Source organism: Streptomyces hygroscopicus, assembly GCF_026168105.1.
Taxonomy (GTDB): Bacteria; Actinomycetota; Actinomycetes; order Streptomycetales; family Streptomycetaceae; genus Streptomyces; species Streptomyces hygroscopicus_D.
In genome coordinates, this window is the sequence record NZ_LBMW01000012.1 from 142,437 (window position 1) to 164,635 (window position 22,199).

Below are 22,199 nucleotides of genomic sequence, written 5' to 3' on the forward strand. Positions count from 1 at the left end.
CATGACCGCCACCGCACTCGCGAAAGAGGCGAGTTCCTCGCCCGTCGCGCCCGCCGACCGCAATCGGCGCGCGCGACGGCGCGGGCGGGTAATCGCCCTGCTCTTCGTCTTCCCCGCGCTGCTGTTGCTCGGCGCGCTCGTCGTCTATCCGGTGCTGTTCTCCGTCGGCCGCAGCTTCTTCGACGCCTCCGGCACCCGGTTCGTGGGCGGCGACAACTACGCCGAGATGTTCCGTGACCCGGCGACGCTGAAGGCCATCCGGAACACCACGATCTGGGTGGTCGTCGCCCCGGCCCTGCTGACCGGCCTCGGCCTGATCCTGGCCGTGCTGGTGGAGAAGGTCCGCTGGGCGACGGCGTTCAAGCTGCTGCTGTTCATGCCGATGGCGGTGTCCTTCCTCGCCGCGGGCATCATCTTCCGGCTCGCCTACGACGAGGACCCGAACAAGGGTGTGCTGAACGCCGCCGCGGTCTCGGTCCACGACGCCTTCGAGGGCACGTCGTCGTACCCGACGGCGCGGGCTCGCCTCGGACAGGGGCTGACCCAGGGCCCGGACGGCTCGTACCGGACAAGTTCGAGTGTCTCGCCGGGTGACTCGGTGGCGCTCGCCATGGTCGGCGTGCTGCCCAAGGACCTGCCCAAGGGCGCCGAGCCCGCGTACGCGGCGGCCGGACACAAGGCGGCCCCCGACGAGCTGCGCGGGGTCGTCTACCTGGACTTCACGCCCGGCGGGGGAGGGCGGCCGGGGAAGGTCGACCCGCGGGAGAGCGGGCTGCCGGAGATGAAGGTCGAGGCGGTGCGTGACGGCCGGACCGTCGCGAGCACGACGACCGCGTCCGACGGCTCCTTCCGCTTCCCGGGGCTGCGCTCCGGCGCCTACACCATGACGCTGCCAGCTTCCAACTTCGCGCAGCCGTACCAGGGCGTCTCCTGGCTCGGACCGACGCTGGTCACGCCGGCGATCATCGGGGCCTACCTGTGGATCTGGACCGGCTTCGCGATGGTGCTGATCGGCGCGGGTCTTTCGACGCTGCCGCGGGACGCCCTGGAGGCGGCGCGGATGGACGGGGCCAACGAGTGGCAGATCTTCCGGCGGATCACCGTGCCGCTGCTGGCCCCCGTGCTGACCGTGGTCTTCGTGACCCTGGTGATCAACGTGATGAAGGTCTTCGACCTCGTCTACATCATCGCGCCAGGGCCGGTGCAGGAGGACGCGACCGTGCTCGCCACCCAGATGTGGCTGGTGTCCTTCGGCGGCGGCAATAACCAGGGGCTCGGCAGCGCCCTCGGTGTGCTGCTCCTGCTGCTGGTGATCCCCGCGATGGTCTTCAACGTCCGCCGTTTCCGAAGGAGTCAGCGATGAACGCGGTCAGGCGGAGCCTGGGCAACGGGCTGGTGCAGGCCGTCCTGGTGGTGATCGGCCTGGTCTGGCTGACTCCGCTCGCGGGACTCTTCGTGTCGTCGCTGCGGTCGGCCGAGGACACGGCGAAGGGGGGCTGGTGGACGGCACTGGCCGGCCCCGGGCAGCTGTCCTTCGACAACTACTCGGCCCTGCTGAAGAACTCCGGGATGACCCAGGCGTTCTGGAACACGGTGCTGATCTCGGTGCCGGCGACGACACTGGTCGTCGTCATTGCGGCGCTCGCCGGGTACGCCTTCGCATGGCTGGACTTCCCGGCCCGCGAGCCGCTGTTCCTGCTGGTGGTGGCCCTGCTGGTGGTGCCCGTGCAGATCGGGCTGCTGCCGGTCGCCAAACTCTTCGGGCAGCTGGGGCTTTTCGGCACGATTCCGGGTGTCGTGCTCTTCCATGTGGCCTACGGTCTGCCGTTCGCCGTGTTCCTGCTGCGGAACTACTTCGCCGAGATGCCGAAGGAGATGCTGGAGGCGGCGCGCATGGACGGGGGCAGCGAATGGCGCATCTTCACGCGGCTGGTGCTGCCCGTGGGGCGGCCCGCGATCGCCAGTCTCGCCATCTTCCAGTTCCTCTGGGTGTGGAACGACATGCTGGTGGCACTGCTGTTCGCCGACAGCTCCTCGCAGCCGCTGACGGTGGAACTCCAGTCGCAGATCCGGCAGTTCGGCAGCAACATCGATGTGCTGGCGCCGGGTGCGTTCCTGTCGCTGATCGTGCCGGTGGTGGTGTTCTTCGCGTTCCAGCGGCACTTCGTACAGGGCGTCATGGCGGGGTCGGTGAAGTAGCCCCACCCGCCGAACGCCGAACGCCGAACGCCGAACGCAGAACGCAGAAGGCCGACGGCGGAGTTCGGAACGCATAAAGCCGGACGGGCTGGGATCCCAGCCCGTCCGGCTTTTCTCCAAGAGTCCCGCCCGTCCCTCAGGGCGACGCCGGCGGATACAGCGACCGCGGCAGCTTCGACGCAGCCGCCGCGTCCAGCAGCCACAAGGTGCGTGACCTGCCGCGCGCGCCCGCCGCCGGGGCCTGGATCTCGCCCGCTCCCGACAGGGCGATGGCGACCGCTTGGGCCTTGTCCTCGCCGGCCGCTAGCAGCCACACCTCGCGGGCCGAGCGGATCGCCGGCAGCGTGAGCGTGATGCGGGTCGGGGGCGGCTTGGGCGCACCGTGCACGCCGACCACCGTCCGCTCGGTCTCGCGCACCGCGGGCATCTCCGGGAAGAGCGAGGCCACGTGGGTGTCCGGGCCGACGCCCAGCAGCAGGACGTCGAAGGTGGGCACCGCGCCGTGGTTCTCGGGACCCGCCGCCTGGCCCAGCTCCGCCGCGTACACCTCGGCCGCAGCGTCCACATCGTTGCCGTAGGAGCCGTCCGGCGCGGGCATCGGGTGCACGCGCTTCGGGTCCAGCGGTACCGAGTCGAGCAGCGCCTCGCGCGCCTGGGTGTAGTTGCGCTCCGGGTCCCCCTCGGGCAGGAACCGCTCGTCGCCCCACCACACGTCGAGCCGGCCCCAGTCGACGGCGTCCCGGGCGGGAGCGGCGGCGAGCGCCGCGAGCAGGCCGTTGCCGTTGCGGCCGCCCGTGAGCACGACCGAGGCGGAGCCGCGCGAGGCCTGCGCGTCCACGACCTTGGTGATCAGCCGGGCTGCGGCTGCCTGGGCCATCAGTTCCTTGTCACGGTGCACGACGAGCTGGGGTGTGCTCATTTCGCGGCCGCCTTCTTCGCGGGGGGCTTCCGGGCCGCCTTCTTCGCGGGTGCCTGCGTGGCGCTCCCGGAGGACGCCCCGTCCGACGCCGCCTCGGCCGCGGGCTCCTCGGCCGGGGCACCCGCGGACTCCTCGGCCGGTGCCCCGGCCGGTTCGACCGCCGTGGTCAGCCGGTCCACGCCGTACCGCAGCGCCGACGCGTACGTGTCGTCCGGGTCCAGCCTACGCAGCTCCTCCGCGATCAGCTCGGCCGTGTCGCGGCGCTTGAGCGCCACCGCACGATCGGGCTGGCCCTCGATGGACAGCGTGGCGAGCGAGCCGTCGGCCCGGTCGAGGGCGATCGGGCCGCAGCTCGTGTCCATCCGGACGGCGGTGAGGCCCGGGCCGGAGGACAGGGAGCGCCTGACGGGGACGTCCAGCCGGTCCGCGAGCCACATCGCCAGCAGCTCGCAGCTCGGGTTGAACTCTTCGCCCTCCACCTCGACCGCCTTGACATCACAGGTGACCTGATCGAGGGCCGCGGCGAGCATGGAGCGCCACGGCGTGATGCGGGTCCACGACAGATCCGTGTCACCGGGCGTGTAGGCGTCGGCGCGGGCGTTCAGTTCCCGTACCGGCGCCTCGGCCGTATAGGAGTCCGTGACCCGGCGCTGGGCGAGCGCGCCGAGGGGATCGCTGGCCGGGTCGAGCGGTGCGTTCACCGGCCACCACACCACCACCGGGGCGTCGGGCAGCAGCAGCGGCAGCACCACCGAGTCGGCGTGGTCCGCGACCTCGCCGTACAGCCGCAGGACCACCGTCTCACCGGTGCCCGCGTCCGCGCCCACCCGCACCTCGGCGTCCAGACGCGAGGACGTGCGGTCGCGCGGGGTACGCGAGACGCGCTTGATGACCACCAGGGTGCGCGAGGGGTGCTCGCGCGAGGCGTCGTTGGCGGCCCTCAGGGCGTCGTAGGCGTTCTCCTCGTCGGTGACGATGACCAGGGTGAGGACCATGCCGACGGCCGGGGTGCCGATGGCACGGCGGCCCTGCACCAGCGCCTTGTTGACCTTGCTGGCCGTGGTGTCCGTGAGGTCGATCTTCATGGCCGGCGCCAGCTCCGTCCGTCTCGCTCGAGCATCTCGTCCGCCTCGACGGGCCCCCACGTGCCGGCCGGGTACTGCGCGGGCTTGCCGTGCTTGTCCCAGTACTGCTCGATCGGGTCGAGGATCTCCCAGGACCTCTCGACCTCCTCGGTGCGCGGGAAGAGGTTCGAGTCGCCGAGCAGGACGTCCAGGATCAGCCGTTCGTACGCCTCCGGGCTGGACTCCGTGAAGGACTCGCCGTAGGCGAAGTCCATGGACACGTCCCGGATCTCCATCGAGGTGCCCGGCACCTTGGAGCCGAAGCGGACGGTGACGCCCTCGTCGGGCTGTACACGGATGACGACCGCGTTCTGGCCCAGTTCCTCGGTGGCGGTGGTGTCGAAGGGGGAGTGCGGGGCGCGCTGGAAGACCACTGCGATCTCGGTGACCCGGCGGCCGAGGCGCTTGCCGGTGCGCAGATAGAAGGGGACGCCCGCCCACCGGCGGTTGTCGATCTCCAGCTTGACCGCGGCGTAGGTGTCGGTCTTCGACTTGGGATCGATGCCCTCCTCCTGGAGGTAGCCGACCGCCTTCTCGCCGCCCTGCCAGCCGGCCGTGTACTGGGCGAACACGGTGTCCCGGCCGAGGTTCTTCGGTAGCCGCACGGCCCCGAGCACCTTGGTCTTCTCGGCGGCGAGAGCGTCGGCGTCGAAGGAGGCGGGCTCCTCCATGGCGGTGAGGGCCATCAGCTGGAGGAGGTGGTTCTGGATGACGTCACGGGCGGCGCCGATGCCGTCGTAGTAGCCTGCCCGGCCGCCGATGCCTATGTCCTCGGCCATCGTGATCTGTACATGGTCCACGAAGGACCGGTTCCAGATCGGCTCGAACATCGTGTTGGCGAAGCGCAGTGCCAGGATGTTCTGGACGGTCTCCTTGCCCAGGTAGTGGTCGATGCGGAAGACCTGGTCCGAGGCGAAGACCTCGTGCACGATCGCGTTGAGCTCCTCGGCCGACTTCAGGTCGTGACCGAACGGCTTCTCGATCACCGCGCGCCGCCAGGAACCGCCCTCCTGGTCGGCCAGACCGTGCTTCTTCAGCTGCTGGATGACCACCGGGAAGGACTTCGGCGGCACGGAGAGGTAGAAGGCGAAGTTGCCGCCCGTGCCCTGTGCCTTGTCCAGTTCCTCGATCGTGGAGCGCAGCCGCTCGAACGCGTCGTCGTCGTCGAAGGTGCCCTGGACGAAGCGCATCCCCTGGATGAGCTGCTGCCAGACCTCCTCGCGGAACGGCGTGCGAGCGTGCTCCTTGACCGCGTCGTGGACCTCCTTGGCGAAGTCCTCGTGCTGCCACTCACGGCGGGCGAAGCCGACGAGCGAGAAGCCCGGCGGCAGCAGACCGCGGTTGGCGAGGTCGTAGACGGCAGGCATCAGCTTTTTACGTGACAAATCGCCTGTAACGCCGAAAATGACCAGGCCCGACGGCCCCGCGATACGCGGGAGCCGTCGGTCCGCGGCGTCACGAAGCGGATTCGCTCCGTGTGCGGATGTCAAGGTGTCAGCCCTCCGAAGGGGCGAGGCGCTGCAGCTCCGCCTCGGTCGACTTGAGCAGGTCGTTCCAGGAGGACTCGAACTTGTCGACGCCCTCCTCCTCGAGAAGCTGGACCACGTCGTCGTACGAGATCCCGAGCTTCTCGATCGCCTCCAGTTCGCCGCGCGCCTGCTCGTAGGTGCCGGCGATGGTGTTGCCGCGGATCTCCCCGTGGTCCTCCACGGCCAGCAGGGTGGCCTCGGGCATGGTGTTCACCGTGTTCGGCGCCACCAGCTCGTCGACGTACATGGTGTCCTTGTACGCCGGATCCTTGACGCCGGTGGAGGCCCACAGCGGGCGCTGCTTGTTGGCCTGCGCCTTGTCCAGGGCGAGCCAGCGGTCGCTGCCGAACACCTCCTCGTAGGCCTCGTAGGCGAGGCGCGCGTTGGCGATGGCCGCCTTGCCGCGCAGCCCCTTGGCCTCGGGCGTGCCGATCGAGTCGAGCCGCTTGTCGATCTCGGTGTCCACCCGGGACACGAAGAAGGACGCCACCGAGTGGATCTTGGACAGATCCAGCCCGCGCTCCTTCGCCCGCTCCAGGCCGGTCATGTAGGCGTCCATGACCTCGCGGTAGCGCTCGAGGGAGAAGATCAGCGTGACATTGACGCTGATGCCGTTGGCGATGGTCTCGGTGATCGCCGGCAGGCCCGCCTTGGTGGCCGGGATCTTGATGAGCGTGTTCGGACGGTCGACCAGCCAGGCGAGCTGCTTGGCCTCGGCGACGGTGGCCCTGGTGTTGTGCGCCAGGCGCGGGTCGACCTCGATCGACACCCGTCCGTCCTGGCCCTGCGTGGCGTCGAAGACCGGGCGCAGGATGTCCGCCGCGTCCCGTACGTCCGCCGTCGTGATCATGCGGACCGCCTCTTCGACGGTGACCTTGCGGGCGGCGAGGTCGGCGAGCTGCTGCTCGTAACCGTCGCCCGACGAGATGGCCTTCTGGAAGATCGTCGGGTTGGTGGTGACGCCCACGACGTGCTGCTGGTCGATCAGTTCGGCGAGATTGCCGGACGTGATCCGCTTGCGCGACAGGTCGTCCAGCCAGATCGCGACGCCTTCCTCGGAGAGGCGCTTGAGTGCGTCTGTCATGGAAATTGCATCTCCTACTTGTCGTATATCAGCGTCAGCGCTGGGCTGCGGCGATCGATTCCCTGGCGGCGGATGCGACATTCTCGGCAGTGAAACCGAACTCGCGGAAGAGCACCTTTCCGTCGGCCGAAGCACCGAAGTGCTCGAGGGAAACGATGCGACCCGCATCCCCGACGAACCGGTACCAGGTCAGACCGATCCCGGCCTCCACGGCGACCCGCGCCTTCACCGACGGCGGCAGGACGCTGTCCCGGTACCCCTGGTCCTGCTCCTCGAACCACTCCACGGACGGCATCGACACGACCCGCGTCGGAATGCCCTCGGCCTGGAGCTGCTCACGCGCCTCGACGGCCACGTGCACCTCGGAACCGGTGGCGATCAGGATCACCTGCGGCTGCCCGCCCTCGGCCTCGAACATCACGTAACCACCGCGCACGGTGTCCTCGTTGGGCTCGTACGTGGGCACGCCCTGGCGGGTCAGCGCGAGGCCGTGCGGGGCGCCCTTGCCGAACTCCTTGGTCCAGCGGCGGAAGATCTCGCGCCAGGCGATCGCCGTCTCGTTGGCGTCGGCCGGACGGACGATGTTCAGACCCGGGATCGCGCGCAGCGAGGCCAGGTGCTCGACGGGCTGGTGCGTCGGGCCGTCCTCACCGAGGCCGATGGAGTCGTGCGTCCACACGTACGTCACCGGCAGGTGCATCAGGGCCGACAGGCGCACCGCGTTGCGCATGTAGTCGGAGAACACGAGGAACGTGCCGCCGTAGACGCGGGTGTTCCCGTGCAGCGTGATGCCGTTCATCGTCGCGGCCATCGCGTGCTCGCGGATACCGAAGTGGATCGTGCGGCCGTACGGGTCCGCCTCCGGCAGCGGGTTGTCCGCCGGGAGGAAGGAGCTGTTCTTGTCGATGGTCGTGTTGTTCGACCCGGCCAGGTCGGCCGAGCCGCCCCACAGCTCGGGGATGACCGCACCCAGCGCCTGCAGCACCTTGCCGGAGGCGGCACGGGTGGCGACGGACGCGCCCTCCTCGAAGACCGGGAGCTTCTCCTCCCAGCCGGTGGGCAGCTCGCCCTTGCCGATGCGCTCGAACTCCGCCGCGCGCTCGGGGGTGTTGGACCGCCACTCCTCGAACGACTTCTCCCACTCCGCCTTGGCCTGACGACCGCGCTCCAGCGCCTTGCGGGTGTGGTCGAGGACCTCATCTGCGACCTCGAAGCTCTTCTCCGGGTCGAAGCCGAGGACGCGCTTGGTGGCCGCGACCTCCTCCTCGCCCAGCGCCGATCCGTGCGCGGCCTCGGTGTTCTGCGCGTTCGGGGCCGGCCAGGCGATGATCGAGCGCATCGCGATGAAGGACGGCCGGTCCGTGACCTTCTTGGCCTGCTGGATCGCGTTGTAGATCGCGTGCGGGTCCAGGTCGCCGTCCGGCTTCGGCGCCACGCGCTGCACGTGCCAGCCGTAGGCCTCGTAGCGCTTGACCGTGTCCTCGGAGACCGCGGTCTCCGTGTCGCCCTCGATCGAGATGTGGTTGTCGTCCCACAGCAGGACCAGGTTGCCCAGCTTCTGGTGGCCGGCCAGGGAGGACGCCTCGGCGGAGATGCCCTCCTGGAGGCAGCCGTCACCGGCGATGCAGTAGATGAAGTGGTCGAAGGGGGAGGCGCCCTGCGGTGCGTCCGGGTCGAACAGGCCGCGCTCGTAGCGGGAGGCCATGGCCATGCCCACCGCGTTGGCGACACCCTGGCCGAGCGGGCCGGTCGTCGTCTCCACGCCCCGCGTGTGCCCGTACTCGGGGTGGCCGGGGGTCTTGGAGCCCCAGGTTCGGAAGGCCTCCAGGTCATCCAGCTCCAGACCGAAACCGGCCAGGTAGAGCTGGGTGTAGAGGGTCAGGGACGAGTGACCCGCGGACAGTACGAAGCGGTCACGGCCCACCCAGTCGGGGTCGGCCGGGTCGTGGCGCATCACCTTCTGGAAGAGGGTGTAGGCCGCCGGCGCCAGGCTCATCGCCGTACCCGGATGGCCGTTGCCGACCTTCTGTACGGCATCGGCGGCCAGGACGCGGGCGGTGTCGACGGCCCGCTGGTCCAACTCGGTCCACTCGAGGTCTGTGGTGGTCGGCTTGGTGCTCACCCTGGGTCAGGGCTCCTCTCCACATGTCGAATGCCGGTGCACTGGACGCCCACCGGCCGCTGCTGAGCCTACCCCCGTAAGTACGTGCGTCTTTTCGAGTCATTCCAGACTGCCGGGAGTCGCTCGGATCCGCCTCCCGACCGGCCTGATCCGCATTCGGCAAATGAATACGGAGGCGCTCATCCGACTGCTCAATCGAGCGATACCCGGCTCGTGCTCCCTGCTCGCACGGCCGCTCCCAACACGACCCACCCCCGCGAAGGGCGGACTCTGGGCAACGTCTAAAGTTGCGTGGGTACGCGCGAGCCTTTACCGGGAGTTCACAGCCGGGGCTTGCTGAGATGTCTCTGTCAGGGGTGTACGTGACGGTCGTCGAATCCCGTCCGACGGGTGGGGGCACCGCCCACGCCCGTGAGGCTGTGGAGGAGCTCGAAACGAGCAGCAGCCGGGGCCAGCGGCCGTTTGGGGCCCGTGTCAAGGCGTTCGTGGCGCTGACCAAGCCGCGCATCATCGAACTGCTGCTGATCACTACCGTCCCGGTGATGTTCCTCGCCCAGCAGGGGGTGCCGAGCCTCAGGCTCGTGCTGCTCACCTGCATCGGCGGTTACCTCTCCGCGGGCGGTGCCAACGCCCTGAACATGTACATCGACCGCGACATCGACGCGCTCATGGAGCGCACGTCCCAGCGCCCGCTCGTCACCGGCATCGTCAGCCCCCCCGAGTGCCTCGCCTTCGGCATCACGCTGGCGGTCGTCTCGACGCTGCTGTTCGGTTTCACCGTCAACTGGCTGTCCGCCTGGCTGTCGCTCGGAGCGCTCCTCTTCTACGTCGTCGTCTACACGATGATCCTCAAGCGGCGTACGTCGCAGAACATCGTGTGGGGGGGCATCGCCGGCTGCCTTCCGGTCCTGATCGGCTGGTCGTCGGTCACGAACTCCATGTCGTGGGCGCCGGTCGTTCTCTTCCTCGTCATGTTCTTCTGGACGCCGCCGCACTACTGGCCGCTGTCCATGAAGGTCAGGGAGGACTATCGGCGCGTGGGCGTGCCGATGCTGCCGGTCATCGCCTCCAACAAGGTGGTCGCCCGGCAGATCGTGATCTACAGCTGGGTGATGGTCGGGGTCTCCCTGCTGCTCACCCCGCTCGGCTACACGGGCTGGTTCTACACGACGGTCGCCCTGGCGGCGGGCGGCTGGTGGCTGTGGGAGGCCCACGCGCTGCAGAACCGGGCGAAGGCGGAGGCGACTGGTGCGAAGCTGAAGGAGATGCGGCTGTTCCACTGGTCCATCACCTATGTCTCGCTGCTGTTCGTGGCGGTGGCGGTGGACCCCTTCCTCCGCTAGCCGTCCCCGCGTACCACCGGGGGGAGGGGGCGTGGTCAAGGCCACGCACCCCTCCCGTCGCCGTTTGATCTACCCATCGGTAGCATCCTGGCCATGGCAGACACCAAGCAGGTTGACGAGGACACCGGCGCCAAGCAGGCCGCCAAGGCCGAGCGCCGGGCCGTCCGGCTCGCCAAGGAGATCGACGCCTTCGCCAAGGCGCACGGCGGCGCCGAGGGGAACGTGGCGTACATCGGCGACCGCGGCGCCAGGATCGTGCTCGTGGGCGAGGACGGCACGTGGGGTGACCTCGTCGCATCGACGTACGCGATCGCCGAGGAGGCGGTGCGGAAGGCGGGAATCACCGTCCACGAGGCTTTCGACGGAGAGTTCGCGGGCAAGGTGAAGACCGGCCCGTACGAGTGGACGCGCATGGCGGGAATCCAGGTGGGCGGCAAGCGCACCGCCTGAGAGCAACACCTCACGCCCGGTTCACCCGTTAGGACCTCAGGGAGCCACGGTCCAGTCGCGGGGAGTCCGGATGATCGAAACGCCGTCCCTGGTGGACCAGTACTGCCACGGCGTCCTCCGTACCGAGCTGGGCCTCGGCACTTTCGAGGCCCACCTCGCCCGCACCGAGGGCCCGCCGGCGGCCGGCACCACCCTCTTCGACACCCAGACGGGCTTCGCCGTACGGCGCTGGTGTCCTCCGCTGCTCGGTCTGGAGCCGCACTGCCCGCCCGCCCGCTATCTCGCCCGGCGCCGGGAACTCGGCGTCCTGGAGGCGGGGCGCAGACTGCTGCGGGGCAGCGGTATCACCACCTACCTCGTCGACACCGGGCTGCCCGGCGACCTCACCGGGCCCGCCGAGATGGCCTCGGCGGGAGCCGCCGAGGCGCACGAGATCGTCCGCCTTGAACTGCTCGCCGAGCAGGTGGCCGACACCTCCGGCACGGTCGAGGCGTTCCTCGCCAACCTCGCCGAGTCGATCCACGGGGCCGCGGCGCACGCCGTGGCGTTCACCTCGGTGGCGGGCGTACGGCACGGTCTGGCACTCGCGCCCGAGCCGCCGGGGCCGGGGGAGGTACGGGGCGCGGCCGGCCGCTGGCTGGCGGGCCGCCGGGTGGGTGGCGCCCTGTCGGATCCGGTCCTGCTGCGCCATCTGCTGTGGAGCGCGGTCGCCTCCGGCCGGCCCCTCCAGCTCCACTCGGGCCTCGGTGAACCGGGCCTGCGCATCGACCGCACCGACCCGGTCCTGCTCACCGACTTCGTACGTGCCACGGCCGGGCTCGGCACGGACCTCGTCCTGCTGCACGGCTACCCGTATCACCGGCACGCGGCGCATCTGGCCGGGGTGTTCCCGCATGTGTACGCGGACCTGGGGTCGGCACTCGTCCGCACGGGCGCCCGGGCCGCCGATGTCCTCGCCGAGCTCCTGGAACTGGCCCCCTTCGGCAAGCTCCTGTTCTCCAGCAGCGCCCACGGCCTGCCGGAACTCCATGTGATCGGGGCCCGTCTGTTCCGCGAGGCGCTCTCCCGGCTGCTGGGCACCTGGGTCGCCGAGGGCGCCTGGTCACTGGCGGACGCGCAGCGGGTGGCGGGCATGATCGCCGCGGGGAATGCGCGGCGGGTGTACGGCCTCGGCTGAGCCCCGCGTCACGCGGCGGTGAGGGCCGACTCCGCCGCGGGGCCCGGAAGTTCCGCCGTCACCCCGGGGCGTTCGCGCAACGACAACAGCACCCGGAGCACTCCGATCCACACCAGGCAGGAGCCGAACATGTGGAGGCCGACCAGGACCTCGGGAAGGTGCGTGAAGTACTGGACATAGCCGATGACGCCCTGGCCCAGGAGGATCAGGAACAGGTCCCGGGTGCGGTGCAGCGGGCCCGTGGGCGCGTCGACCGCCTTCAGGACGAACCACAGGGCGAACGTCAGCGTCACCACGATCCAGGCGAGCACGGCGTGCAGCTTGGCGACGGTCTCCCAGTCGATCGGGATGCGCTTGACGTCCCGGGAGTCGCCCGCGTGCGGACCCGCGCCGGTGACGACCGTGCCGAGGGCGATCAGCAGGACGGAGGCGACGACCAGGAACCACACCAGCTGCTGCACGGCCTTGCCGACCAGCGGACGCGGCGCCGAGTCGCCCTCCCGAGTGCGCTGCCACATCAGCGTCGCCACCGTGATGAGTGCGGTGGAGAGCAGGAAGTGGGCGGCGACGGTGTACGGGTTGAGGCCCACGAGGACCACGACGCCGCCCAGGATCGCGTTGCCCATCACGATCCAGAACTGGGCCCAGCCGAGCCGGGTGAGGACCCGCCGCGACGGCTTCTGCGAGCGCGCGGCCACGATCGCCCAGCCGACGGCCGCGCACAGCACGTACGTCAGCATGCGGTTGCCGAACTCGATGGCGCCGTGCACACCCATGGCGCTGGTCGTGGTCAGAGAGTCGTCGGTGCACTGCGGCCAGGTCGGACAGCCGAGCCCGGAGCCGGTCAGGCGCACGGCACCGCCGGTGACGACGATGACCACCGACATGACGAGCGCGGCGAGTGCCGCCCGCCGGACCGTCCGGGGCTCCGGGGTCCAGCGTGCGGCGATGAAGGCGAGCGGGTTGCGCACGGCCGCTACGGCATCGGCGCGGGTCACGTTTGGCACGCCCCTCATGGTAGGGCTCCGCTTGTGCACGGTTTCACGAGGGGTCGGCCCGGGGGACGGACGTCACTCCCCGACGTCTTTTGCGGGAGGTCTTTCACGGACGTCACTCCCAGCGGAAGAACTTCCCGGCCGCGGCCAGTCCCACCACGGCCCAGACCCCGAGGATGCCCAGGTCGCCCCAGGGCACCCCGGCGCCGTGCTGGAGAACGCCGCGCAGGCCGTCCGAGAGCGCCGAGATCGGCAGCGCAGCGAGCACGTCCTGGGCGCCGGACGGGAATCTGTCCAGCGGGACGATCACGCCGCCGCCGACGAGCAGCAGCAGGAAGACCAGGTTGGCGGCGGCCAGGGTCGCCTCGGCCTTCAGCGTGCCCGCCATCAGGAGGCCGAGCCCGGAGAAGGCCGCCGTGCCCAGGACCAGCAGGAGCAGCACGGCGAACAGGTTGCCCTGCGGTGACCAGCCCAGCGAGAAGGCGATCACCGTCAGCAGGATCACCTGGAGTACCTCGGTGACCAGGACGGAGGCCGTCTTGGCGGTCATCAGCCCCCAGCGGGGCAGCGGCGAGGAGGCAAGCCGCTTCAGCACCCCGTACCGGCGCTCGAAGCCGGTCGCGATCGCCTGACCGGTGAACGCGGTCGACATCACGGCGAGCGCCAGGATGCCGGGGGTGAGGAAGTCGACTGCCTTGCCTGCGCCGGTGTCCACGATGTCGACGGAGCTGAACAGGACGAGCAGCAGCGTCGGGATGACGACCGTCAGGAGCAGCTGCTCGCCGTTGCGCAGCAGCATCTTCGTCTCGAGCACGGCCTGTGCCGCGATCATGCGCGGCAGGGGGGCCGGGCCGGGCTTCGGCGTGTAGGTACCGACGGTGGTCACGAGCGCAGCTCCTTGCCGGTCAGCTCGAGAAAAACGTCCTCGAGGGTGTGCCGTTCGACGGAGATCCTGTCCGGCATCACCCCGTGCTGGGCGCACCAGGAGGTGACCGTCGCCAGCAGCTGCGGGTCGACCTTGCCGACGACGCGGTACGCGCCCGGCGTCAGCTCCGCCGCCGTGCAGTCCGCCGGGAGCGCCTTCAGCAGGGACCCCACGTCGAGGCTGGGGCGGCCCGTGAAGCGCAGCGTGTTCTCGGCGCCGCCGCGGCACAGCTCCTCCGGGGAGCCCTGCGCGATGACCCGGCCCGCGTCGATGATCGCGACGTCGTCGGCGAGCTGCTCGGCCTCGTCCATGTAGTGCGTCGTAAGGATCACGGACACGCCGTCGGTGCGCAGGTCGCGTACGAGGTCCCAGGTGGCCCGGCGTGCCTGGGGGTCGAGGCCGGCGGTGGGCTCGTCCAGGAAGACCAGGTTCGGGCGGCCGACGACGGCCATGGCGAGGGCGAGCCGCTGCTGCTGCCCGCCCGACAGGCGCCGGTACGTCGTGCGTCCGCAGCTGCCGAGCCCCAGCCGCTCGATGAGCGCGTCCACGTCGAGCGGGTGGGCGTGGAGCTTGGCGACATGGCGGAGCATTTCGTCGGCGCGGGCGCCCGAGTAGACGCCGCCGGACTGGAGCATGACGCCTATCCGGGGACGCAGCGCCGAGGCGTCGCGGACCGGGTCCAGGCCCAGGACACGCACCGTGCCGGAGTCCGGCTTCCGGTACCCCTCGCAGGTCTCGATCGTGGTCGTCTTGCCCGCCCCGTTGGGGCCGAGTACGGCGGTGACACCCGCGCGGGCCACCAGGTCGAGGCCGTCCACCGCGGTCTTCGTGCCGTACCGCTTCCTCAGGGCCCGGACCTGGACGACCGGCTCACTTCGCATGGCTCCAGAGTCTAGGTACGCCGTTCGGGCGCCGGACGCGCGGGTCCGACATCCACTCCTCACCCGGCCGGTGCAGTGCCGGCCACCGATCTGCGTACGCCACGGCGTCCGCCACCGGGAACAGCCGGACGGCGGCGGCGCCCACCTTCCTCCGTACGACGGGACGGTCCCGCCCGAAGTCATGGCCCAGCTCGTCGAACCGGTCCGCGGAGATCGCCACCTCCGTCACCACCTCCCAGCCGTCCGGCCCCGGCCGCGCCACCGGGACGCGTGGGGCGGGAATCCGGTACTCGGCCGGGTGGAAGCGGGTGCACGCGTCGTGGCCCGCGCCCAGCAGCAGGGCCCGGGCGCCCAGCTTCTCCAGCGGGGCCGGCGGGCTGAGTCCGCCGAGGCGGCAGTCGGTCGCATGGCTCTCGACGATCTCCTCCGCCCGTTGCCCCGACCGCCGCGAACGAGGTCCGCGGGTGCGCGCCGCGCAGGGCCCCGGCCACCTGCCGGGTGTTCCGGCTGACAAGAGGGCCGGTCGGAGGCGGTATCGGCATGGTCGGGCACTTTCCCGGACAGCCGCCGTGGACGCCACCGATTTGATCGATCAAAGATCGTTTCCGCAGGTCGCCTTAGGCATGCCTAAGTGATGTACGGCACCGCCGGTCGCCGGGGCGGCGCTTGTCAGGCTCTGAGGAATTACGCAACAATGGCGTTGTGAAAAACGTCGACGAGGCTCGGGAGACCCCCACGGGGGCCCCTCAGGAGGAGCTTGCGACCGGGGAGCGCTCGACGCGCAACCGGGTCGCGCGGTCCATCCTGGACCACGGGCCGTCGACCGTCGCGGAGCTGGCCGGACGGCTCGGACTCACCCAGGCGGCCGTACGGCGGCATCTGGACGCGCTCGTCGCGGACGATGTCGTGGCGGCCCGTGAGCAGCGGGTGTACGGGGCGCGTACGCGAGGCCGCCCCGCCAAGGTCTTCGCGCTCACCGACTGCGGCCGCGACGCCTTCGACCAGTCGTACGACCAGCTCGCCGCGGACGCGCTGCGCTGGATCCGCGAGCAGTTCGGCGGGGAAGACGCCGTGGTCGCCTTCGCCCGCGCCAGGATCGCCGAACAGGCCACCGCCTACCGCAAGGCGATCGAGGCCGCCGACCCCGAGCAGCGCACCGAAGCGCTGGCCAAGGCGCTGACTGCGGACGGGTACGCTGCTACGGCGCGCAGCGCACCGGTCGGTGAGCAGCTCTGCCAGCACCACTGCCCGGTCGCCCATGTCGCGGAACAGTTCCCCCAGCTGTGCGAGGCCGAGACGGAGATCTTCTCCCAGCTCCTCGGCACGCACGTGCAGCGACTGGCGACGATCGCGCACGGCGACGGCGTCTGCACGACGTTCATCCCCAAGGCGCCGCACAAAGCCTCAAAGAACTCCGAGACCACCCACAACGCATCTGCCAGCACGGCCGGGAGGAACCCCGCATGACTCTCCCCACGGAGACTGCCCACCCCGAACTCGAGGGCCTGGGCAAGTACGAATACGGCTGGGCCGACTCCGACGAGGCCGGTGCCGCGGCGAAGCGCGGTCTGAACGAAGGGGTCGTCCGTGACATCTCGGCGAAGAAGTCCGAGCCGGAGTGGATGACCAAGCTGCGTCTCAAGGGTCTGCGGCTCTTCGAGAAGAAGCCCATGCCGAACTGGGGCTCGGACCTGTCGGGCATCGACTTCGACAACATCAAGTACTTCGTGCGCTCCACGGAGAAGCAGGCGGAGTCCTGGGAGGACCTGCCCGAGGACATCAAGAACACGTACGACAAGCTCGGCATCCCGGAGGCGGAGAAGCAGCGCCTCGTGGCCGGTGTCGCGGCGCAGTACGAGTCGGAGGTCGTCTACCACCAGATCCGTGAGGACCTGGAGGAGCAGGGCGTCATCTTCCTCGACACCGACACCGCGCTGAAGGAGCACCCGGAGCTCTTCAAGGAGTACTTCGGCACGGTCATCCCCGCCGGTGACAACAAGTTCGCTTCCCTGAACACCGCCGTGTGGTCGGGCGGCTCCTTCATCTACGTCCCGCCGGGCGTGCACGTGGAGATCCCGCTCCAGGCCTACTTCCGCATCAACACGGAGAACATGGGCCAGTTCGAGCGGACCCTGATCATCGTCGACGAGGGTGCCTACGTGCACTACGTCGAGGGTTGCACGGCCCCGATCTACAAGTCCGACTCGCTGCACTCCGCGGTCGTCGAGATCATCGTCAAGAAGAACGCCCGCTGCCGTTACACGACCATCCAGAACTGGTCGAACAACGTCTACAACCTGGTCACCAAGCGCGCCGTGGCGTACGAGGGCGCGACCATGGAGTGGATCGACGGCAACATCGGCTCCAAGGTGACGATGAAGTACCCGGCCGTCTACCTGATGGGCGAGCACGCCAAGGGCGAGACCCTCTCCATCGCCTTCGCGGGCGAGGGCCAGCACCAGGACGCGGGTTCGAAGATGGTCCACATGGCGCCGAACACCTCGTCCAACATCGTGTCCAAGTCGGTGGCGCGCGGCGGCGGCCGTACCTCGTACCGCGGTCTGGTCGAGATCGGCGAGGGCGCGGCCGGATCGAAGTCGAACGTGCTGTGCGACGCGCTGCTCGTCGACACGATCTCCCGCTCCGACACGTACCCGTACGTCGACGTCCGCGAGGACGACGTGTCCATGGGCCACGAGGCGACCGTCTCCAAGGTCTCCGAGGACCAGCTCTTCTACCTGATGAGCCGTGGTCTGAGCGAGTTCGAGGCGATGGCGATGATCGTGCGCGGCTTCGTCGAGCCGATCGCCAAGGAACTGCCCATGGAGTACGCGCTGGAGCTCAACCGGCTGATCGAGCTGCAGATGGAAGGCGCGGTCGGCTGACGACCGTCCTCATCGGCAGCAGGCGGCCCGCCTTCCCGGGGCGGGCCGTGGGTCACCACTGACTTTAGGAAGAGAGCACAACGACAGCCATGGCTGAGGCCCAGAACTCCCCCAAGCCCTCGACCTCGCTCGGCCAGGGGGCGCCCCCACCGCTGGGCAGCACCACCGCCGGCCAGATCGCGGTTGCCGCCGAGTCGACCGTCGCCACGCGCATGAGCGCGCCGCCGTCCTTCGACGTGGCGGACTTCCCGGTCCCGCACGGTCGTGAGGAGGAGTGGCGGTTCACGCCGCTGGAGCGGCTGCGCGGTCTGCACGACGGCACCGCCGTCGCCAACGGCGGGGGCGTGAAGGTGGCCGTCGACGCCCCCGAGGGCGTCACCGTCGAGACCGTCGGCCGCGACGACGCACGGCTCGGCAAGGCGGGCGCCCCGGTGGACCGCGTCGCAGCCCAGGCGTACTCCGCCTTCGAGCAGGCCTCGGTCGTGACCGTCCCGAAGGAGACCGTTCTGACCGAGCCGATCCGCATCGCGGTGCACGGCGAGGGCGGGGTCGCCTTCGGCCAGCAGGTCATCGAACTCGGCGCCTTCGCCGAGGCCGTCGTCGTCATCGACCACACGGGTGACGCGGTGGTCGCCGCCAACGTCGACTACCTCCTGGGCGACGGCGCCAAGCTGACGGTCGTCTCCGTCCAGGACTGGGACGACAAGGCGGTCCATGTCGCCCAGCACAACGCGCTGGTCGGCCGGGACGCCTCCTTCAAGTCGGTCGTCGTGACCTTCGGCGGCGACGTGGTCCGGCTGCACCCGCGGGTGACCTACGCGGGCACCGGCGCCGAGGCCGAACTGTTCGGGCTCTACTTCACCGACACGGGCCAGCACCAGGAGCACCGGCTCTTCGTCGACCACAACACTCCGCACTGCAAGTCGAACGTCGTCTACAAGGGCGCGCTCCAGGGCGACGAAGCGCACGCCGTGTGGATCGGTGACGTGCTCATCGAGGCCAAGGCCGAGGGCACGGACACCTACGAGATGAACCGCAACCTCGTCCTCACGGACGGCGCGCGCGTCGACTCGGTCCCCAACCTGGAGATCGAGACCGGCGAGATCGTCGGCGCCGGCCACGCGTCCGCCACCGGCCGCTTCGACGACGAGCAGCTCTTCTACCTGATGGCCCGAGGCATCCCGGAGCACGAGGCCCGCCGTCTGGTGGTCCGCGGCTTCTTCGCCGAACTGGTCCAGCAGATCGGCGTCGAGGACATCCAGGAGCGCCTGATCGCCAAGATCGAAGAGGAGCTGGAGGCGTCGGTCGCATGAGCCCCTTCGTACGCGTCTGCGGGCTGAGCGAGTTGGAGGAGGACACCCCGAAACGGGTGGAAATCGACGGCACGCCCATCTCGCTCGTGAAGACCGAGGGCGAGGTGTTCGCGATCTACGACATCTGCTCCCACGCGAACGTCTCGCTGTCGGAGGGCGAGGTGGACGACTGCCACATCGAGTGCTGGCTGCACGGCTCGCGCTTCGACCTTCGCTCCGGCAAGCCCGACGCACTTCCGGCGACGCGCCCCGTCCCCGTATACCCCGTAAAGATCGAAGGGGACGACGTTCTCGTCTCCGTCACCCAGGAGTCCTGAGGCACCCATGGCAACGCTTGAAATCCGAGACCTGCACGTCACCGTCGAGGCCGACAACGCCACGAAGGAGATCCTCAAGGGCGTCGACCTCACCGTGAAGCAGGGCGAGACGCACGCCATCATGGGCCCCAACGGCTCGGGCAAGTCGACCCTCGCCTACTCGCTCGCGGGTCACCCGAAGTACACGATCACCAGCGGCACCGTGCTGCTCGACGGCGAGGACGTCCTGGAGATGTCCGTCGACGAGCGCGCCCGCGCGGGCCTGTTCCTGGCGATGCAGTACCCGGTCGAGGTCCCCGGCGTCTCCGTCTCCAACTTCCTGCGCACCTCCGCCACCGCGATCCGCGGCGAGGCCCCGAAGCTGCGCACCTGGGTGAAGGAGGTCAAGGAGACCATGGAGCGTCTCCACATGGACCCGTCCTTCGCCGAGCGCAATGTGAACGAGGGCTTCTCCGGCGGTGAGAAGAAGCGCCACGAGATCCTCCAGCTGGAGCTGCTCAAGCCGAAGATCGCGATCCTCGACGAGACGGACTCCGGCCTGGACGTCGACGCGCTCCGCATCGTGTCCGAGGGCGTCAACCGTGTCCGGGAGTCGGGCGAGGTCGGCACCATGCTGATCACGCACTACACGCGCATCCTGCGCTACATCAAGCCCGACCACGTCCATGTGTTCGCCGGCGGCCGCATCGTCGAGTCCGGTGGCCCCGAGCTCGCGGACAAGCTGGAGAACGAGGGCTACGAGGCATACGTGAAGGGTGGCGCATCCGCGTGACACAGCTGCCGGGCCTCCTCGACACCGAGGCGATCCGCAAGGACTTCCCCGTCCTGGACCGGCTGGTCCACGACGGCAAGAAGCTCGTGTACCTGGACAACGCAGCGACCTCGCAGAAGCCGCGCCAGGTGCTGGACGTCCTGAGCGAGTACTACGAGCGCTACAACGCCAACGTCCACCGCGGTGTGCATGTGCTCGCCGAGGAGGCCACGGCGCTGTACGAGGGGGCGCGCGACAAGGTCGCCGCGTTCATCAACGCGCCGAGCCGCGACGAGGTGATCTTCACCAAGAACGCCTCCGAGTCGCTGAACCTCGTGGCGAACATGCTCGGCTGGGCCGACGAGCCCTACCGGGTGGACCACGACACCGAGATCGTCATCACCGAGATGGAGCACCACTCCAACATCGTCCCGTGGCAGCTGCTCGCGCAGCGTACGGGCGCGAAGCTGAAGTGGTTCGGTCTCACCGACGACGGCCGGCTCGACCTGTCGAACATCGACGAGATCATCACGGAGAAGACGAAGATCGTCTCCTTCGTGCTGGTGTCCAACATCCTGGGCACGGTCAACCCGGTCGAGGCGATAGTGCGCCGCGCACAGGAGGTCGGCGCGCTGGTGTGCATCGACGCCTCGCAGGCGGCGCCGCACATGCCGCTGGACGTCCAGGCCCTCCAGGCCGACTTCGTGGCCTTCACGGGCCACAAGATGTGCGGTCCGACGGGCATCGGCGTGCTCTGGGGCCGTCAGGAGCTGCTGGAGGACCTGCCTCCGTTCCTGGGCGGCGGCGAGATGATCGAGACGGTGTCGATGCACTCGTCGACGTACGCTCCCGCTCCGCACAAGTTCGAGGCGGGTACGCCGCCGATCGCGCAGGCGGTCGGGCTCGGCGCGGCGATCGACTACCTGTCCTCGATCGGCATGGACAAGATCCTCGCCCATGAGCACGCGCTCACCGAGTACGCGGTGCAGCGGCTGAGCGAGGTCCCCGACCTGCGGATCATCGGCCCGACCACGGCTGAGGACCGGGGCGCGGCGATCTCCTTCACGCTCGGCGACATCCACCCGCACGACGTGGGCCAGGTCCTCGACGAGCAGGGCATCGCGGTCCGGGTGGGCCACCACTGCGCCCGCCCGGTGTGCCTGCGGTACGGAATTCCTGCGACCACGCGAGCGTCGTTCTATCTGTACTCCACGCCGGCCGAGATCGAGGCACTGGTCGAGGGGCTGGAGCACGTACGGAACTTCTTCGGCTGAAGGGCTGGTCGTGAAGCTTGATTCGATGTACCAGGAAGTCATCCTGGACCACTACAAGAACCCCCACGGGCGTGGTCTGAGGGATGGCGACGCCGAGGTGCACCACGTCAATCCGACCTGCGGCGACGAGATCACGCTGCGTGTGAAGTACGACGGCACGACGATCAAGGACGTCTCGTACGAGGGCCAGGGCTGCTCCATCAGCCAGGCCTCGGCCTCCGTGCTGAACGAGCTCCTCGTCGGCAAGGAACTGGCCGAGGCGCAGAAGATCCAGGAGGCCTTCCTGGAGCTGATGCAGTCCAAGGGCCGGATCGAGCCCGACGACGCGATGGAGGAGATCCTGGAGGACGCGGTCGCGTTCGCCGGGGTGTCCAAGTACCCGGCGCGGGTGAAGTGCGCCCTCCTGAGCTGGATGGCGTGGAAGGACGCGACGGCCCAGGCGCTGGGCGGAGCCGACGCCGAAAGGAAGACGGCATGAGCGACACCGTGGAGATGAAGCCGGTCTCGGAGGAGGAGCTCCGCGAGGCCCTGATGGATGTCGTCGACCCCGAGCTGGGCATCGACGTCGTCAACCTGGGCCTGATCTACGGCATCCACATCGACGAGACGGCGAACATCGCCACCGTCGACATGACCCTGACCTCCGCGGCCTGCCCGCTGACGGACGTCATCGAGGACCAGGCCAAGTCCGCCACGGACGGCCTCGTCAACGAGTTGCGGATCAACTGGGTCTGGATGCCGCCGTGGGGCCCCGACAAGATCACGGACGACGGCCGTGAGCAGCTTCGGGCACTCGGCTTCAACGTCTGAGATCCACCGGCCGAAGAGAACGGCGACGCCCGACGGGCGTCGCCGTTCTCGTGCTCTGCGCAGCCGCCTGCCGCGAGGGACGGAGGCCATGAATGTGTACG

The 22,199-nt window shown here is 69.4% G+C and carries 21 protein-coding genes and 1 pseudogene; 13 read left to right on the top strand and 9 right to left on the bottom strand.

The features are described 5' to 3' along the window. The first annotated feature begins 1 nt into the window (after position 1). Positions 2 to 1,363 (top strand): ABC transporter permease subunit, encoded by a 1,362-nt coding sequence (locus AAW14_RS14870; RefSeq protein WP_265564052.1) that lies wholly within the window; start codon positions 2 to 4, stop codon positions 1,361 to 1,363. Next, entirely contained in the window at positions 1,360 to 2,199 is an 840-nt protein-coding gene (locus AAW14_RS14875; RefSeq protein ID WP_265564053.1) for a carbohydrate ABC transporter permease, read from the top strand. The genes AAW14_RS14870 and AAW14_RS14875 overlap by 4 nt, the downstream gene beginning before the upstream one ends. A gap of 136 nt (positions 2,200 to 2,335) precedes the next feature. On the opposite strand, the gene pgl is transcribed toward AAW14_RS14875, so the two are convergent. The 5 genes from pgl to tkt are packed head-to-tail and all read right to left on the bottom strand — an operon-like array spanning position 2,336 to position 8,977. Continuing rightward, on the bottom strand, positions 2,336 to 3,118 hold the full coding sequence (pgl, locus tag AAW14_RS14880; RefSeq protein WP_265564056.1) for a 6-phosphogluconolactonase: 783 nt from the start codon (positions 3,116 to 3,118) through the stop codon (positions 2,336 to 2,338). Continuing rightward, positions 3,115 to 4,203 (bottom strand): glucose-6-phosphate dehydrogenase assembly protein OpcA, encoded by a 1,089-nt coding sequence (gene opcA / locus AAW14_RS14885; RefSeq protein WP_265564058.1) that lies wholly within the window; start codon positions 4,201 to 4,203, stop codon positions 3,115 to 3,117. The genes pgl and opcA overlap by 4 nt, the downstream gene beginning before the upstream one ends. Next, the gene (gene zwf, locus AAW14_RS14890) at positions 4,200 to 5,732 is read right to left on the bottom strand and encodes a glucose-6-phosphate dehydrogenase (RefSeq protein WP_265564060.1); all 1,533 of its coding nucleotides are present in this window, start codon (positions 5,730 to 5,732) and stop codon (positions 4,200 to 4,202) included. The genes opcA and zwf overlap by 4 nt, the downstream gene beginning before the upstream one ends. 4 nt (positions 5,733 to 5,736) lie before the next feature. Continuing rightward, positions 5,737 to 6,855: a transaldolase gene (gene tal / locus AAW14_RS14895; RefSeq protein WP_265564062.1), complete on the bottom strand. Its 1,119-nt coding sequence runs from the start codon at positions 6,853 to 6,855 to the stop codon at positions 5,737 to 5,739. A 34-nt stretch (positions 6,856 to 6,889) separates the two neighbouring features. Beyond that, positions 6,890 to 8,977, bottom strand: a complete 2,088-nt coding sequence (gene tkt, locus AAW14_RS14900) for a transketolase (protein ID WP_265564064.1) — start codon at positions 8,975 to 8,977, stop codon at positions 6,890 to 6,892. Between the two features lie 356 nt (positions 8,978 to 9,333). On the opposite strand from tkt, the gene AAW14_RS14905 reads away from it, so the two are divergent. The 3 genes from AAW14_RS14905 (at position 9,334) to AAW14_RS14915 (ending at position 11,947) form a co-directional block, all read left to right on the top strand. Next, positions 9,334 to 10,320, top strand: a complete 987-nt coding sequence (locus AAW14_RS14905; RefSeq protein WP_416223303.1) for a heme o synthase — start codon at positions 9,334 to 9,336, stop codon at positions 10,318 to 10,320. A gap of 93 nt (positions 10,321 to 10,413) precedes the next feature. After that, entirely contained in the window at positions 10,414 to 10,770 is a 357-nt protein-coding gene (locus AAW14_RS14910; RefSeq protein ID WP_265564068.1) for a hypothetical protein, read from the top strand. 70 nt (positions 10,771 to 10,840) lie between these two features. Then, positions 10,841 to 11,947 carry an amidohydrolase family protein gene (locus tag AAW14_RS14915; protein ID WP_265564070.1) on the top strand — a complete coding sequence of 369 codons (1,107 nt, stop codon included), beginning with the start codon at positions 10,841 to 10,843 and terminating at the stop codon, positions 11,945 to 11,947. A gap of 8 nt (positions 11,948 to 11,955) precedes the next feature. On the opposite strand, the gene AAW14_RS14920 is transcribed toward AAW14_RS14915, so the two are convergent. From AAW14_RS14920 to AAW14_RS14935, 4 genes and pseudogenes are all read right to left on the bottom strand, one after another. After that, a complete protein-coding gene (locus AAW14_RS14920) occupies positions 11,956 to 12,963 on the bottom strand; it encodes a COX15/CtaA family protein (protein ID WP_265564072.1) in 1,008 nt (335 codons plus the stop codon). Between the two features lie 94 nt (positions 12,964 to 13,057). After that, positions 13,058 to 13,828 (bottom strand): ABC transporter permease, encoded by a 771-nt coding sequence (locus AAW14_RS14925; RefSeq protein WP_265564073.1) that lies wholly within the window; start codon positions 13,826 to 13,828, stop codon positions 13,058 to 13,060. Continuing rightward, positions 13,825 to 14,748, bottom strand: coding sequence for an ABC transporter ATP-binding protein (locus AAW14_RS14930; RefSeq protein ID WP_265564076.1), 924 nt, complete (start codon positions 14,746 to 14,748; stop codon positions 13,825 to 13,827). The genes AAW14_RS14925 and AAW14_RS14930 overlap by 4 nt, the downstream gene beginning before the upstream one ends. Beyond that, positions 14,738 to 15,278: pseudogene (locus AAW14_RS14935) on the bottom strand (AAC(3) family N-acetyltransferase); the annotation flags it as partial. The pseudogene AAW14_RS14935 and the gene AAW14_RS14930, both read right to left, overlap by 11 nt. A gap of 172 nt (positions 15,279 to 15,450) precedes the next feature. Here AAW14_RS14935 and AAW14_RS14940 point away from each other — a divergent pair. From AAW14_RS14940 to AAW14_RS14975, 8 genes are all read left to right on the top strand, one after another. Beyond that, positions 15,451 to 16,215 (top strand): helix-turn-helix transcriptional regulator, encoded by a 765-nt coding sequence (locus tag AAW14_RS14940; protein ID WP_265564078.1) that lies wholly within the window; start codon positions 15,451 to 15,453, stop codon positions 16,213 to 16,215. After that, positions 16,212 to 17,633: a Fe-S cluster assembly protein SufB gene (gene sufB / locus AAW14_RS14945; protein ID WP_265564080.1), complete on the top strand. Its 1,422-nt coding sequence runs from the start codon at positions 16,212 to 16,214 to the stop codon at positions 17,631 to 17,633. Before AAW14_RS14940 ends, sufB begins: the two co-directional genes overlap by 4 nt. A gap of 89 nt (positions 17,634 to 17,722) precedes the next feature. Beyond that, positions 17,723 to 18,946: a Fe-S cluster assembly protein SufD gene (sufD, locus tag AAW14_RS14950; RefSeq protein ID WP_265564081.1), complete on the top strand. Its 1,224-nt coding sequence runs from the start codon at positions 17,723 to 17,725 to the stop codon at positions 18,944 to 18,946. Next, a complete protein-coding gene (locus AAW14_RS14955; protein WP_265564083.1) occupies positions 18,943 to 19,263 on the top strand; it encodes a non-heme iron oxygenase ferredoxin subunit in 321 nt (106 codons plus the stop codon). Before sufD ends, AAW14_RS14955 begins: the two co-directional genes overlap by 4 nt. A gap of 7 nt (positions 19,264 to 19,270) precedes the next feature. After that, on the top strand, positions 19,271 to 20,035 hold the full coding sequence (gene sufC, locus AAW14_RS14960; RefSeq protein WP_265564085.1) for a Fe-S cluster assembly ATPase SufC: 765 nt from the start codon (positions 19,271 to 19,273) through the stop codon (positions 20,033 to 20,035). Further along, a complete protein-coding gene (locus tag AAW14_RS14965) occupies positions 20,032 to 21,288 on the top strand; it encodes a cysteine desulfurase (RefSeq protein ID WP_265564087.1) in 1,257 nt (418 codons plus the stop codon). The genes sufC and AAW14_RS14965 overlap by 4 nt, the downstream gene beginning before the upstream one ends. Before the next feature lie 10 nt (positions 21,289 to 21,298). Beyond that, the gene (gene sufU, locus AAW14_RS14970) at positions 21,299 to 21,766 is read left to right on the top strand and encodes a Fe-S cluster assembly sulfur transfer protein SufU (RefSeq protein WP_265564089.1); all 468 of its coding nucleotides are present in this window, start codon (positions 21,299 to 21,301) and stop codon (positions 21,764 to 21,766) included. Next, on the top strand, positions 21,763 to 22,098 hold the full coding sequence (locus AAW14_RS14975) for a metal-sulfur cluster assembly factor (RefSeq protein ID WP_265564091.1): 336 nt from the start codon (positions 21,763 to 21,765) through the stop codon (positions 22,096 to 22,098). The genes sufU and AAW14_RS14975 overlap by 4 nt, the downstream gene beginning before the upstream one ends. Positions 22,099 to 22,199: the final 101 nt, after the last annotated feature.